Raw genomic sequence first — 13681 nt, 5'->3', positions numbered from 1 at the left:
GCTTATTCGTGACACAGTCGCATATCCGCCATTCCTGCGGATCTGCCATGCCCGCAGACCCGCCATGCCGCAGATTTGCCCTGCCTGCGGATCCACGGATCTGCCATATCTGCACCTGCAGAGGGGACCCCTCCACCATGCTCACTCTCGTCACCGGATGCCGGGGCCGTATCGGCTCCACGCTCGTCTCGCTGCTGCACCGCGACGGCCACGCCGTCCGCGCCGCCTCACGCACCCCCGAGGACCTCGCCGCCACGGCCACCGCACTGCCCGCCGGTGTACCCGTCGTGGCCTGCGACCTCGGCGACCCGGCCACCTTCGAAGCCGCTCTGGACGGCGTCGATTCCGTCTTCCTCTACGCCGAGCCGTCCGGCATCGACGCCTTCCTGTCGGCGGCCGAGACGGCCGGGGTCGGCCACGTCGTGCTGCTCTCCTCCAGCTCGGTCCTGGCCCCGGACCCCCAGGACAACCCGATCGCGGCCTCCCACCACGCGGTGGAGCAGGCCCTGCTCGCCTCACCCCTCACCACGACGCTGCTGCGCCCAGGGGCCTTCGCCTCCAACGCGTACCAGTGGGCGCAGTCGGTACGGGCCCATGGCACCGTCGACCTCCCCTACCCCAACAGCCACACCAGCCCCATCGACGCGACGGACATCGCCGAGGCCGCCCTCGCCGTGCTCACCGACCCTCGCCTCCAGGGCGAGGCGTACCACCTGACCGGCCCCGAATCGCTCACCGCCGCCGAGCAGGTCGGCCTGCTGGCGGCGGCGTCCGGGCGCCCCATCGCCATCAACACCGTGACCGGGGCGGCCTGGAAGAAGTCCGTCGCCGGCTTCGTGCCCGAGGCGTTCGCCGACGCGCTGCTCGCGTACACGGCCGCTTCGGACGGCATCCCGGACGAGGTGACCGGCGACGTCGAGAAGCTGACCGGCCACCCGGCCCGCACCTTCGCCGCCTGGGCCGAGGAGAACGCCGCCGCCTTCCGCCCCTGAGCCCTCGCCCGCCGGGTACGCGTCCGGCTCACCCCGACAACCGAAACCCCCTGGCTGGCGCACCCGGCCGATGACATCCTGGCGGAGTGAACGGACCGGAGATCCACCTCGAAGTCGCCCCCGAGCTGCGGCTCTTCGTCGCGCATGAACGCCGCCGGGGGCGCACGGCCGTGACCACGGACGGCGCCTCCACCCTCGGCCATGTCGTGGAATCGCTCGGCATCCCGCTCACCGAGGCCGGACAGATCCTGGTCGACGGCCGGTCCGTACCGGTCTCGCACATCCCGGGGGCCGGTGAACTGGTCGAGGTGCGTGCCGTGGAACGCCCCCAGCAGGTCCCGGGCGCGCCCTTGCGGTTCCTGCTCGACGTGCACCTCGGCACGCTCGCCCGGCGGCTGCGGCTGCTGGGGGTCGACGCGGCGTACGAGAGCGAGGACATCGGCGATCCCGCGCTGGCCGCCCGGTCGGCGCAGGAGCGGCGCGTACTGCTGTCGCGGGACCGCGGCCTGCTGCACCGGCGGGAGATCTGGGCCGGGGCGTACGTCTACAGCGACCGCCCGGAGGAGCAACTCCGCGATGTGCTGGAGCGGTTCGCCCCGCGCCTCGCGCCCTGGACCAGGTGCACCGCCTGCAACGGCCCGCTGAAGGAGGCCGACAAGGACACGGTCAGTGACCAGTTGGAACACGGCACCCGGCACTCGTACGACGTCTTCGCGCAGTGCACGGAGTGCGACCGTGTCTACTGGCGGGGCGCCCACCATTCGCATCTGGAAGCGATCGTCACGAAGGCCCTCCAGGAATTCGCGCCCACGTCGGCGGACGGTACGTAGACCCGGAGCCGGCCGTCACGTGCCGCCGTCGGCCTGCCGCAATGCCTCGACCTGCAGTGCGCTCAGCTCGACCGTCCGCCGCATGTGGGTGATGAGCAGGGCCACTTCTTCGTCGTCGTACGCCTCGAACATCGCCGCCCAGGCCCCGTTCAGCCGCTCCCACACCGCACCGATCTCCGCCATCCGCTCCGGCACGGTCGCGACGAGCACCCGTCGGCGGTCGGCGGTGTCCCGCTCGCGCCTCACGTACCCGCCCCGCTCCAGCCGGTCGACCAGCCGGGTCGCCGACCCAGTGGTCAGCCCGGTCAGCTCCGCGACACGGCCCGTGGTGACCGGCCCCGCCTCCAGGCCGAGCAGGTTGAGGCACTGGAGATCGGTCGGGTGGAGCCGCAGATGGTCCGCGACGGCCTGGTTGAAGAGCGCGTAGGCGGCCATGTAGCGGCGTGACTCGACGGTCAGCTCGGCCATCAGCGCACCGCGGCCGGGCTGGGACTTCTGCGACATGCAGAGAGTGTACGAAGCAGACAACGCCTGACCGACCGGCCGAACCGGCCCCCGTCGAGCCGGCCTCGGTCTGACCGGCCCCGGCCCGGCGGGCCCGGCCCGGCCTGCCCGCTCGGGCTACGGCTTCTCGGCGGTCAGGTAGCGCTGGACGGTGGGCGCGAGCCAGGCGATCACTTCCTCGCGCGACATCTCGACGGCGGGCCCGAACCGAAGCACGTAGCGCGCGAGCGCCATCCCCAGTATCTGCGAGGCGACGAGCACCGCACGGCGGGCCGCTTCGGCCGGGACGGGGCAGACCCCGGTCGTGACCGCGCCGATCTGCCCGGCGAAGATCGCCCTCATCCGCTCCGCGCCCGCTTCGTTGGTGACGCTGACCCTGAGCATGCCCGTGAGGACGTCGTCGCCCTCCCAGCGGTCCAGGAAATGCCCGACGAGCACCGCACCCACGTGCTTGCCCGGCATCGCCCCCAGGTCGGGTATCCGCAGGTCGATCGCGGAGGCGGCGACGAAGAGCCCCTCCTTGTTGCCGTAGTAGCGCATGACCATCGACGGGTCGATGTTCGCGTCACGGGCGATGGCACGGATGGTCGCGCGCTCGTACCCGTCGGCGGCGAACCGCTCGCGCGCGGCATCGAGGATCGCGGCCTTGGTGGCATCCGAACGGCGGGGCGCGGCGACGGGCTCTGTCATGCCAACAACTGTAGGCCAACAACCGTTGACACGCCAGTCGCACCGGAGCTACCGTTGCCAACAAGCGTTGACCAACGTTCGTTGACCAACATGCGTCGGCGCGAAGGTGACAGCTGATGGACGGGCCCAGGAGGCAGCCATGACCACCACCCCGAGCACCGCACCCGAGACCGTCGACGTACTCATCGTGGGCGCGGGCCCCACCGGCCTGCTGCTGGCAGGGGATCTCGCAGCCCAGGGCGTCTCCGTCACGCTCGTGGAGCGCCGCCCGAGCCGGACCAGCAACATGACGCGCGCCTTCGCCGTACACGCCCGCACGCTCGAACTGCTCGACAGCCGCGGCCTGGCCGACGAGCTGATCAGGACGGGCACGCCCCTCACCTCCCTGCGCTTCTTCGGAAAGCTCTCGCTCGACCTCTCCCGGCTGCACACGCGCTTCCCGTTCGTGCTGATCACCCCGCAGTACGAGGTGGAGCGCCTGCTGGAGCGCCGGGCCCGCACCGCCGGCGTCCACTTCCGGCACGACACGGAGCTGACCACGCTCCACCAGAGCCCCGCATCGCAATCCGTCACCGCCGAACTGCGCGAGCCGGACGGCAGCCGGACGACCCTCGCCGCCCGCTACCTCGTCGGTACCGACGGGATGCGCAGCCCCGTGCGCCATGCGCTCGGGCTCCCCTTCCCCGGCAAATCCGTGATCCGGTCGATCGTCCTCGCCGACGTCCGGCTCGCCGAGAAGCCCTCCGACATCCTGACGGTCAGCGGCGGCGGAGACGCCTTCGCCTTCATCGCTCCCTTCGGCGACGGCTGGTACCGCGTGATGGGGTGGCACCGCGGGCGCCAGGCCGCCGACAGCGACCCCGTCGACCTCGACGAGCTGCGCGAGATCTGCCGCGTCGCCCTCGGCTCCGACTTCGGCATGTACGACGCCCGCTGGATCTCCCGCTTCCACAGCGACGAACGCCAGGTGCCGTCCTACCGGACCGGCCGGGTCTTCCTCGCCGGGGACGCCGCCCACGTCCACTCCCCGGCGGGCGGTCAGGGCATGAACACCGGCCTCCAGGACGCCGCGAACCTCTCCTGGAAGCTCGCCGCCGTACTGCGGGGGCACACGGCCGACCCGGAGGCGCTCCTCGACAGCTATCACGCCGAACGGCACCCGGTCGGCGCGACCGTGCTCCGCACCAGCGGCGCGCTCGTCCGCCTCGCCATGGCCCGCACCCCGCTCCAGCGGACGGTCAGGACCCTGGTGGCCAGAACACTGGCCACCGTCCGGCCCGCCTCCGACAAGGCCATCGGCATGGTCTCCGGCATCGCCATCGCCTACCGGGCCCCGCGCGGCGCACACCCCCTGACCGCGAAGCGCGCCCCCGACCTGAGCCTGCGCGAGGGCCGCCTGCACCAGCTGTTGCGCGACGGCACGTTCGTCCTGGTCACCCCCACCGGCGCCGCCATTCCGGCATCACCGGCCCCACTGGTGCACGCCCACTGGCAGGGCGACCGCACCACCACCCTGCTCGTCCGCCCCGACGGCTACATCGCCTGGGCGAGCGACCACCCCGACTCGGCGGCCCTGCAGGCCGCACTCACCCGATGAGCCCGGCACCCACCCCGCCCGCCCCGGTGGGCGCGGCACCCACCCCGTCGGAGCCGATGAGCGCGGGTCCCGCCTCACCGGCCCCGCCGGCCCGGGCTCAGAACACGTACTCGTCCCCGGTGGCCGGGGCCAGCACCTCGTGGTCGTTGTTCCCGGGGTTCCGGTCGGTCGCTCCGCCGTTCCACAGCGTGTCGACCCGCACGACGACCTCGTCCGGCCGTGCCGCAAGCCGCAGTTCGAGGGCGAGCCGCCGCTCCTGCGCCCCGTCGGCGCGCAGGCCGCCGGTCCGGCACAGCACGGTCCACCGGTCGGCCTGCAGACAGCTCTGCGGAAGTTCCTGCTGTCCGGCGAGCGCCACCGACGTCCGCACCCGCACGGTCACACCCGCCAGGTTCATCGGGCCGTGGTTCTCGGTCCGCACCCGGACCTTGAGCCCCGCCCCCCACAGCAGGACATGCCCGTGGTGCGCCACATCGGCCTCAGGCGCAATGACCGCGAAGGGGCCGGGAAGACCGGAGGGCTCGGGGAGGCCGGAGGGCGCAGCGGCCGCGGCCCCCACCCCCGCCGCCAGCACCACGCTCCCGGCCAACATCGCCGTCGCGGAGACGGCCCGTGCAGCTCCATGTGTCACTAACATGTCCCGAAGATACAGATCACCCCGAATCATCCGTATTTACCGACTGGTTCGGCGCGCCTTGCTTCTCTCCTCACATGGCAGCCTTGTCCCATGTCGATCGCCCGATCCGTTGCTCTGTTCGTCGTCGCCGCGCTTTTCGAGATCGGGGGCGCCTGGCTGGTCTGGCAGGGCGTGCGTGAGCACCGGGGCTGGATCTGGATCGGGGCGGGCGTCATCGCGCTGGGTGCCTACGGCTTCGTCGCAACGCTCCAGCCGGACGGCGAGTTCGGCCGCATCCTCGCGGCGTACGGCGGGGTCTTCGTCGCCGGTTCGATCGTCTGGGGCATGGCCGCCGACGGCTACCGCCCCGACCGCTGGGACGTGATCGGGGCGCTGATCTGCCTGGCCGGCATGGCGGTCATCATGTACGCCCCCCGCAACTCCTGACCCCGCACCACTCCACCCCACCGTGCCCCGCACCGCCTCGCCCCGGCACACCCCGCGCCGCCCGGCTCCACCCCGTACCCGCCTATCCTGACCCCCGTACCGATCAGCTGTCCGAGGAGTCCGCCATGGCCGCCACCCCGATTGCCGTCATCACCGGAGCGAGCAGCGGCATCGGCGCCGCGACCGCCCGACAGCTCGCCACCGCCGGCTACCGCGTCGTGGTGACCGCCCGCCGCAAGGACCGCATCGAGGCGCTCGCCGCCGAGATCAACGAGGCGGGCCACCAGGCCACGGCCTACGAGCTGGACGTCACAGACCGCGACGCGGTGAACGAGTTCGCCACGGCGTTCCGCACCCTCGCCGTCCTCGTCAACAACGCGGGAGGCGCGCTCGGGGCCGACCCCGTCGCCAGCGGCGACCCCGCGGACTGGCGCCAGATGTACGAGACCAACGTCATCGGCACGCTCAACGTCACCCAGGCACTGCTCCCCGCCCTCACCGCGAGCGGCGACGGCACGGTGGTGATCCTGTCCTCCACGGCGGGCCTCTCCACGTACGAGGGCGGCGGCGGTTACGTGGCCGCCAAGCACGGCGAGCACGTCCTGGCCGAGACGCTGCGCCTGGAGATCGTCGGCACCCCGGTCCGCGTCATCGAGGTCGCCCCCGGCATGGTCAAGACCGAGGAGTTCGCCACCACCCGCTTCCGCGGCGACACCGAGAAGGCCGCCAAGGTGTACGCGGGCGTCGACGCCCCCCTCACCGCGGACGACGTGGCCGACACCATCTCCTGGGCCGTCACCCGGCCCAGTCACGTCAACATCGACCTCCTGGTCGTCCGCCCCCGCGCCCAGGCCTCCAACTCCAAGGTCCACCGCACCGCCTGACCGGACCGGACTCGACCAGACCGACCTCGACCCGACCGGACTGAACCGGAAAAGGGCAGGCAGGAAGGGGCCCGGGACACACCACCCGCGTCCCCGGCCCCTTCGTCCGCCCGTGCCCGAAGGCCTGGATTCAGCCCTTCACGCACACGATCTGCTTGAGCTTGGCGACGACCTCCACCAGGTCCCGCTGCTGCTCGATGACCTTCTCGATCGGCTTGTACGCGGCCGGGATCTCGTCCACGACACCGGAGTCCTTACGGCACTCCACGCCCCGCGTCTGATCCTCCAGGTCGCGCGTCGAGAAGCGCCGCTTCGCGGCGTTCCGGCTCATCTTCCGGCCGGCTCCGTGCGAGGCCGAGTTGAACGACTTCTCGTTCCCGAGCCCCTTCACGATGTACGAACCGGTGCCCATCGAACCCGGGATGATCCCGAAGTCCCCGGAACCCGCACGGATCGCGCCCTTCCGCGTGACCAGCAGGTCCATCCCCTCGTACCGCTCCTCCGCCACGTAGTTGTGGTGGCAGGAGATGACCGGCTCGAAGGTCACCTTGGCCTTCTTGAACTCCTTGCGGACGACGTTCTGGAAGAGCGCCATCATGATGGCCCGGTTGTGCTTCGCGTACTCCTGCGCCCAGAACAGGTCGTTCCGGTACGCCGCCATCTCCGGGGTGTCGGCGATGAAGACCGCCAGGTCCCGGTCGATCAGGTCCTGATTGTGCGGCAGCTTCTGCGCCTGCCCGATGTGGAAGTCGGCCAGTTCCTTGCCGATGTTCCGCGATCCGGAGTGCAGCATCAGCCAGACCGAACCCGCCTCGTCGAGACAGAACTCGATGAAGTGGTTTCCCGATCCGAGCGTCCCCATCTGCTTCGTGGCACGTTCCTGACGGAACTTGACCGCATCGGCCACGCCGTCGAACCGTCCCCAGAAGTCGTCCCAGCCCGGCGCCCGGAAGCCGTACAGCCGGTCGGGCTCCACGGCCTCGTCATGCATGCCCCGGCCCACCGGAATGGCCTGCTCGATCCTCGACCGCAGCCCGGACAGGTCGCCCGGCAGGTCATTGGCCGTCAACGAGGTCTTCACCGCGGACATTCCGCAGCCGATGTCCACGCCGACCGCCGCCGGACAGACCGCGCCGTGCATCGCGATCACCGAACCGACCGTCGCGCCCTTGCCGAAATGGACGTCCGGCATGACGGCGAGACCCTTGATCCAGGGCAGCGTGGCAACATTGCGCAGTTGCTGCATCGCGACGTCCTCGACCGAGGCCGGGTCGGCCCACATGCGGATGGGAACCTTCGCCCCCGGCACCTCTACATACGACATAGTTCCTCGATTCCCCCGAAAAGCCTGAAAGCGCAAAACCGGTGCCAAGGTCGGCAAATAAGTCGGTCGACCGGCATTCACAGCGGCGCGTGCGATACACATTGTCTCCACCGGTCGCCATCGGGCGGCAACCGTTTTTCGCACGAAGGGAGCCCAGGACCGTGCGACGAATGGCCTACGTCACCGGCACCGCGCTACTGGCAGCGTTCGTCGTCGGCTGCAGCGCCGACACCGGAACCGGTGGTTCCGCAGCCGACAGCAAGTCCGGCACGGAAACCGTCGCCGCCGCGGCCCCCGGCAAGTACCGCACTCTTCCCGAGCCGTGCCGCGCCGTCGAGTCATCGATGCTGAAGGACCTGCTCCCGGGCGCCGCCGAACTCACCGAGGACCAGCAGAGAAAGGTGTACGAGGGCACCGCCTCCGTCACCTACGACACCGACCGCCGGGTCGGCTGCCGCTGGAAGTCCGAGGGCTCCTCCTCCTCGCACAGCCTGTTCATCGACTTCGAGCGCGTCGTGTCCTACGACCCCGCGGTGAGCGACGACGACCGCGCCCGCGAGGTGTACACGAAGAAGGAGACCGCCGCCGGCCTGTCCTCCCCCTCCGCGACCCCCGACGCCACGGAGAGCGCGGAGAGCACGGAGGGCGGCGACGGCAAGGGCGAGAAGAAGCAGACGCCCCCAGCCGACTCCGACGAAGCCTCCGGAGAGACCTCCGACGACACGTCCGGCGACGCCTCCGAATCCACCTCGCACGCCCTGACCGGCCCCACCCCCGAGGGCAAGAGCACCGACGACGAGAACACCGACGACGGCGCAGGCGCCCCGGACGAGAGCCTTCAGCCACGCATCCTCGACGACCTCGGCGACAGTGCATTTCTGGACGATCTGCTCACCCGGGCAGGTTCCACCGCACAACACCGCACGGTGAAGGTGGTATTCCGCACATCGAACGTCATCGTGACCGTCGAGTACACCGAGCAGCCGGCCGTCTCCACCGCCGTCCCCGACAGCAAGGAACTGCAGGAGAAGGCCCAGGCACTGGCCCGGAAGCTGGTCGACGAGTTCAGCGAATGACCCCGCCCCGGGCGACCCTGACCGGAGCCGCCCGCGGCCACCGGGCCCCCCGCCGAGGCGGCATCCGGTCGCAGTCCGTCGTACCGTGGCCCTCCGGAAAACCCTCCGGAGCAGCTTCCGGGACACCCTCCGGAACCCCGGCCGACCACCGCCCGGCCACCCACCCGACCGCCTGGCAGCCCGCCCGCCGCGCCACCCGAGTGAAGGAACCATGCACCGTTCAGCCCCGCGACTCTCCCGCATACTCGCCTGCGCCGCCGTACCGGTGATGCTCGTCGTCGCCGGCTGCTCGTCGGACTCCGACGGCGGCAAGAAGGATTCGGGCTCGTCCGCGTCGTCCGCAGCGCCGAGCGCGAGCAAGAAGGCGGAACCGACCGTCGAGCCGGCGAAGTTCGCCCAGCTGCCCGACCCGTGCAAGTCGATCACCAGGAAGACGGTCACTTCCCTCGTCCCCTCGGCGAAGTCGAAGAACGGCACGGCCACCAAGTCCAGCGACCTCACTTCCCGCGCGGGCTGCTCCTGGAACGGCCTCGACGACAACGGTGTGAAGGGCTCCCAGTACCGCTGGCTCGACGTCGGCTTCACCCGCTTCGACTCGGACCAGGCCCTGGGCAGCGGCGCCAAGCGCGCGCAGCAGGACTTCGCGAAGCAGGTCGACAAGGCGAAGGCGGCCGAGGGCGCCAAGAAGGTCGCCGAAACGCCCGCCGACGGTATCGGGGACCAGGCCACCACGGTCACCTACGACCTCGCCAAGACCAGCGAGGACTTCAAGTACGCGACGGTCGTGGCCCGTACGGAGAACGTCGTCATCACCCTCACCTACAACGGTGCGGGTTACGCGGGCGCGAAGACCCCCTCCGCCGACGACATCCGGAAGGGCGCCGAGAAGGCGGCCAAGGAAGTGGTGGCCGCGGTCGCCGCCGACAAGGACTCCGGCTCGACCGCTCCGAGCCAGAAGGCCACCGACAAGGCGGACGACCCCAAGTCCTCGGACAGCGGGTCCGACGACCACAAGAAGTCGACGGACAGGAAGACCTCCGCCCGCAAGTCGTCCGTCAAGAAGACGAGCTAGCAACCCCCGGACCGGCCCGGCGGACGAGCGGGCCACACCCCCGGACCGGCCCGGCGGACCGGTCCGCAACGCCCCGGCCCGGAAGCGGCATCACGAAGCCCGGTACTCCCCCGAGTACCGGGCTTCGCCCCTCCCCGCGCAACGCCCCGCGCCCTCGTGTGCCAGGCTGTGCCCGCCAGAAGTCGGAGCACGACGCCAGAACATGACGTCGGATACGGGAGAACGGGGAGGGAACGCGGGTGGCCGCGATGCAGCTGACACGCACCCACCGGATACTCATCGGTCTCGTGGTCGCCGGAGCGGTGCTCATCGCCGCGATCGGGTTCGCGGGTTCGTACGCGGCGGTGCGCGAACTCGCCCTCCAGAAGGGCTTCGGGGACTTCTCGCTGGTCTTCCCGATCGGTATCGACGCGGGTATCTGTGTCCTGCTCGCCCTGGACCTGCTGCTGACCTGGCTGCGCATCCCGTTCCCGCTGCTGCGCCAGACCGCCTGGCTGCTGACCGCCGCGACGATCGCCTTCAACGGAGCCGCGGCCTGGCCCGACCCGCTCGGCGTCGGCATGCACGCCGTCATCCCGGTGCTGTTCGTGGTCTCCGTCGAGGCCGCCCGCCACGCGGTGGGCCGGATCGCCGACATCACGGCCGACAAGCACATGGAGGGCGTCCGCCTCACCCGCTGGCTGCTCTCCCCCGTACCGACGTTCAAGCTGTGGCGCCGCATGAAGCTCTGGGAGCTGCGCAGTTACGAGCAGGTCATCAAGCTCGAACAGGACCGGCTGATCTACCAGGCCCGCCTCCAGGCCCGCTTCGGCCGCAACTGGCGCCGCAAGGCCCCCGTCGAGTCCCTGATGCCGCTGCGCCTGGCGAAGTACGGCGTCCCGCTGGCCGAAACCGCCCCGGCCGGCCTCGCCGCCGCGGGCATCGAACCCGCCCTGCTCCCCCCGGCCCCGGCCCCCGCCCTGGCCCAGGCCGAACCGGCCGAGCTGCAGCCCGAGTTGCCGTACGTCCCCGAGCAGCAGTACGCCCAGCAGCACGAGCAGGACCAGAAGCAGTACGAACAGCAGCAGCAACACGGGCCGCAGCACCAGCAGTACCAGCAGCACAGCCACCCCTCCGACCCCGGTGCCGCCGCCGAGGAGTGGCCCCAGGAAGGGCCCGGCTCGCACGAGAGCCCCTGGTTCGTGGCGGCCCAGGTCCCGGACGACACGTACGAGAGCGCCTACGACCCCGCGTACGAGGAGGGCCTGGAGCCGGGCCCTGTGATGGTCCCGTCGGGCCCCGGCGGCCGCACCCGCCCCCTGGGCAGCGTGGGCACGATCGGCGCCGTCCCCGGTCCCCGGCAGGAGCAGGAGCCCCTTCAGGAACAGCTCCAGGAACACCCGCAGGCCGGGGAACAGGCCCGGCAGCAGGCCCCGGAGCAGACCCAGGAACCCGAGCCGGACCCCGTCGAGTGGGCGCAGGAGGACGCGGAGTTCGCCGCGATCGCGTACGAGGTGTTCGCCGCGTTCGTGAACCAGCACAACAACTACCCGAGCGTCGACGCCCTGGACATACACGTCACGGACGGCCACAACGTCAGGCACCCGCGCAGCGCGGCACTGATCCGCCGCATGATGCCGGAGTTCAAGAACCGCTACCACTCCGAACTCGAAGCGGACCACATCGCCTGAGCCACCCCGCAACCAGCAACGACGACGGAGGGCCGTCACCCGAATCACCGGGTGACGGCCCTCCGTGCAAAAGGCGCAAAAGGCGTCTACGCGCCCCGCAGCCTACTCACCGAGCAGCCTGCGCACCCGCTCGGCGCCCACGGCCAGCAGCAGCGTGGGCAGCCGCGGCCCGGTGTCCCGGCCGACCAGCAGCCGGTACAGCAGCGCGAAGAACGACCGCTGCGCGACCTTCAGCTCGGGCGTCGGCTTGGCGTCCGGCTCCAGGCCCGCCAGGACCTTCGGCACGCCGTAGACGAGCGTGGTGAGTCCGTCCAGCGACCAGTGCGAGTCCAGCCCCTCCAGGAGCAGCCGCAGCGACTGGCGCCCCTGGTCGTCCAGCGAGCCGAGCAGCTCCTTGTCCGGCTCCTCGCGCACGATCGTGCGGGCCTCGGCCGGGACCTGGCTGGTGATCCAGTTCTCGGCCCGGTCGAGACGCGGCCGCGCCTCGTCCAGCGAGGTCAGCGGATTCTCCGGGTCCAGCTCGCTCAGGATGCGCAGCGTCTGCTCGTCGTGCCCGGCCGTGATGTCGACGACCGACGCGAGCGTCCGGTACGGCAGCGGGCGCGGCGTGCTCGGCAGCTCACCGGCGGCCGTGCCGATGGCCCGCGCGTACGCGGCGGCGTCGGCCGGCAGCACCGAGCTGTCGGCGACCTTGCGCGCCAGCGAGTCCCACTCGTCGTAGAGCCGCTGGATCTCCTGGTCGAAGGCGATCTTGAAGGACTGGTTGGGCTTGCGGCGCGCGTACAGCCAGCGCAGCAGCGGCGCCTCCATGATCTTCAGCGCGTCGGCCGGCGTCGGCACGCCGCCCTTGCTGGAGGACATCTTCGCCATGCCGGAAATGCCGACGAAGGCGTACATCGGGCCGATCGGCTGCACGCCGTCGAAGACCTCGCGGACGATCTGGCCGCCGACGACGAACGAGGAGCCCGGCGAGGAGTGGTCCACCCCGCTCGGCTCGAAGATCACGCCCTCGTACGCCCAGCGCATCGGCCAGTCGACCTTCCAGACCAGCTTTCCGCGGTTGAACTCGCTCAGCCGCACCGTCTCGGCGAAGCCGCAGGCCGTGCAGGTGTAGTTCAGCTCGGTGCTGTCGTCGTCGTACGACGTGACGGTCGTGAGGTCCTTCTCGCAGTTGCCGCAGTAGGGCTTGTACGGGAAGTAGCCGGCCGAACCGCCGCTGCCGTCGTCCTCGCTCGCCGCGCCGGAGCCCGCCTCGGCCTCCAGCTCGGCCTCGTCGACCTTCTTCTGCTGCTGTGGCTTCTTGCCGCCCTTGGCGCCCGCGGCCGCCGGGTCCTTCTTCGTCCGGTACCGATCGAGGACGGCGTCGATGTCGGCGCGGTGCCTCATCGCGTGCAGGATCTGCTCGCGGTAGGTGCCCGCCGTGTACTGCTCGGTCTGGCTGATGCCGTCGTACTCGACGCCCAGCTCGTCCAGCGCGTCCGTCATGGCGGCCTTGAAGTGCTCGGCCCAGTTCGGGTACGCGGACCCGGCCGGGGCGGGCACCGAGGTCAGCGGCTTGCCGATGTGCTCGGCCCAGGACTCGTCGATCCCCGGGACACCGTTCGGGACCTTGCGGTACCGGTCGTAGTCGTCCCACGAGATCAGGTGCCGGACGGCGTACCCGCGGCGGCGGATCTCGTCGGCGACCAGGTGCGGGGTCATGACCTCGCGGAGGTTGCCCAGGTGGATCGGGCCCGACGGGGAGAGGCCGGACGCGACGACGACCGGTTTGCCAGGCGCACGACGCTCCGATTCGGCGATGACATCGTCCGCGAAGCGGGAGACCCAGTCGGCCTCGGTGCTGCTCTGACTCTGAGCCACGGTCTGCACGTCCTTCTCTCTTGTAGGACTCGTTGGAACTCGTTGGAACACCCCTGTGGGACTCACAGGGCAGCCCCTGGGGGCTGAGCCCATTCTCCCAGGTCCACCGGCGGCACGAA

The 13681-nt window shown here is 70.8% G+C and carries 13 protein-coding genes; 8 read left to right on the top strand and 5 right to left on the bottom strand.

Annotated features, from left to right (window positions below; translation table 11 throughout):
* Positions 1–137 precede the first annotated feature (137 nt).
* Both OG842_RS22420 and OG842_RS22415 read left to right on the top strand, forming a co-directional pair.
* Entirely contained in the window at positions 138–992 is an 855-nt protein-coding gene (locus tag OG842_RS22420) for an NAD(P)H-binding protein (RefSeq protein ID WP_266732025.1), read from the top strand.
* Between the two features lie 86 nt (positions 993–1078).
* Entirely contained in the window at positions 1079–1822 is a 744-nt protein-coding gene (locus OG842_RS22415) for a Mut7-C RNAse domain-containing protein (protein ID WP_266732023.1), read from the top strand.
* Positions 1823–1837: 15 nt separating this feature from the next.
* Here the strand turns inward: OG842_RS22415 and OG842_RS22410 are convergent, their stop codons facing one another.
* Both OG842_RS22410 and OG842_RS22405 read right to left on the bottom strand, forming a co-directional pair.
* Positions 1838–2326, bottom strand: coding sequence for a MarR family winged helix-turn-helix transcriptional regulator (locus OG842_RS22410; protein WP_266732022.1), 489 nt, complete (start codon positions 2324–2326; stop codon positions 1838–1840).
* Between the two features lie 117 nt (positions 2327–2443).
* The gene (locus OG842_RS22405; RefSeq protein WP_266732021.1) at positions 2444–3016 is read right to left on the bottom strand and encodes a TetR/AcrR family transcriptional regulator; all 573 of its coding nucleotides are present in this window, start codon (positions 3014–3016) and stop codon (positions 2444–2446) included.
* 139 nt (positions 3017–3155) lie between these two features.
* On the opposite strand from OG842_RS22405, the gene OG842_RS22400 reads away from it, so the two are divergent.
* Entirely contained in the window at positions 3156–4613 is a 1458-nt protein-coding gene (locus OG842_RS22400) for an FAD-dependent monooxygenase (protein ID WP_266732020.1), read from the top strand.
* A gap of 97 nt (positions 4614–4710) precedes the next feature.
* Here the strand turns inward: OG842_RS22400 and OG842_RS22395 are convergent, their stop codons facing one another.
* A complete protein-coding gene (locus OG842_RS22395) occupies positions 4711–5250 on the bottom strand; it encodes a hypothetical protein (protein ID WP_266732019.1) in 540 nt (179 codons plus the stop codon).
* Positions 5251–5340: 90 nt separating this feature from the next.
* On the opposite strand from OG842_RS22395, the gene OG842_RS22390 reads away from it, so the two are divergent.
* Together OG842_RS22390 and OG842_RS22385 are read left to right on the top strand one after the other, a co-directional pair.
* Complete coding sequence (locus OG842_RS22390) at positions 5341–5676, top strand: YnfA family protein (protein WP_266732017.1); 336 nt, start codon at positions 5341–5343, stop codon at positions 5674–5676.
* A gap of 125 nt (positions 5677–5801) precedes the next feature.
* A complete protein-coding gene (locus OG842_RS22385) occupies positions 5802–6560 on the top strand; it encodes an SDR family NAD(P)-dependent oxidoreductase (protein WP_266732016.1) in 759 nt (252 codons plus the stop codon).
* Between the two features lie 130 nt (positions 6561–6690).
* On the opposite strand, the gene OG842_RS22380 is transcribed toward OG842_RS22385, so the two are convergent.
* Positions 6691–7884, bottom strand: coding sequence for an RtcB family protein (locus OG842_RS22380; RefSeq protein WP_266732015.1), 1194 nt, complete (start codon positions 7882–7884; stop codon positions 6691–6693).
* Between the two features lie 170 nt (positions 7885–8054).
* Here OG842_RS22380 and OG842_RS22375 point away from each other — a divergent pair, with 170 nt between their 5' ends.
* From OG842_RS22375 to OG842_RS22365, 3 genes are all read left to right on the top strand, one after another.
* Entirely contained in the window at positions 8055–8960 is a 906-nt protein-coding gene (locus tag OG842_RS22375; RefSeq protein WP_266733746.1) for a DUF3558 domain-containing protein, read from the top strand.
* Between the two features lie 211 nt (positions 8961–9171).
* Positions 9172–10032, top strand: coding sequence for a DUF3558 family protein (locus OG842_RS22370; RefSeq protein WP_266732013.1), 861 nt, complete (start codon positions 9172–9174; stop codon positions 10030–10032).
* A gap of 248 nt (positions 10033–10280) precedes the next feature.
* On the top strand, positions 10281–11702 hold the full coding sequence (locus tag OG842_RS22365) for a DUF2637 domain-containing protein (RefSeq protein WP_443063996.1): 1422 nt from the start codon (positions 10281–10283) through the stop codon (positions 11700–11702).
* A gap of 102 nt (positions 11703–11804) precedes the next feature.
* Here OG842_RS22365 and lysS read toward each other — a convergent pair whose 3' ends face one another.
* Entirely contained in the window at positions 11805–13571 is a 1767-nt protein-coding gene (gene lysS, locus OG842_RS22360; protein ID WP_266732010.1) for a lysine--tRNA ligase, read from the bottom strand.
* Positions 13572–13681: the final 110 nt, after the last annotated feature.

The sequence above is a fragment of the Streptomyces sp. NBC_00376 genome (assembly GCF_036077095.1).
Classification (GTDB): Bacteria; Actinomycetota; Actinomycetes; order Streptomycetales; family Streptomycetaceae; genus Streptomyces.
This window is presented reverse-complemented; position numbering and strand designations above follow the sequence as displayed.

Excerpts from the sequence above, each read along its gene's own strand:
- OG842_RS22380 (WP_266732015.1), bottom strand. The coding sequence starts at position 7,884 with ATGTCGTATGTAGAGGTGCCGGGGGCGAAGGTTCCCATCCGCATGTGG.
- OG842_RS22395 (WP_266732019.1), bottom strand. The coding sequence starts at position 5,250 with ATGTTAGTGACACATGGAGCTGCACGGGCCGTCTCCGCGACGGCGATG.
- OG842_RS22365 (WP_443063996.1), top strand. The coding sequence starts at position 10,281 with ATGCAGCTGACACGCACCCACCGGATACTCATCGGTCTCGTGGTCGCC.
- OG842_RS22405 (WP_266732021.1), bottom strand. The coding sequence starts at position 3,016 with ATGACAGAGCCCGTCGCCGCGCCCCGCCGTTCGGATGCCACCAAGGCC.
- OG842_RS22390 (WP_266732017.1), top strand. The coding sequence starts at position 5,341 with ATGTCGATCGCCCGATCCGTTGCTCTGTTCGTCGTCGCCGCGCTTTTC.
- OG842_RS22370 (WP_266732013.1), top strand. The coding sequence starts at position 9,172 with ATGCACCGTTCAGCCCCGCGACTCTCCCGCATACTCGCCTGCGCCGCC.
- OG842_RS22400 (WP_266732020.1), top strand. The coding sequence starts at position 3,156 with ATGACCACCACCCCGAGCACCGCACCCGAGACCGTCGACGTACTCATC.
- OG842_RS22420 (WP_266732025.1), top strand. The coding sequence starts at position 138 with ATGCTCACTCTCGTCACCGGATGCCGGGGCCGTATCGGCTCCACGCTC.
- OG842_RS22375 (WP_266733746.1), top strand. The coding sequence starts at position 8,055 with ATGGCCTACGTCACCGGCACCGCGCTACTGGCAGCGTTCGTCGTCGGC.
- OG842_RS22410 (WP_266732022.1), bottom strand. The coding sequence starts at position 2,326 with ATGTCGCAGAAGTCCCAGCCCGGCCGCGGTGCGCTGATGGCCGAGCTG.
- OG842_RS22385 (WP_266732016.1), top strand. The coding sequence starts at position 5,802 with ATGGCCGCCACCCCGATTGCCGTCATCACCGGAGCGAGCAGCGGCATC.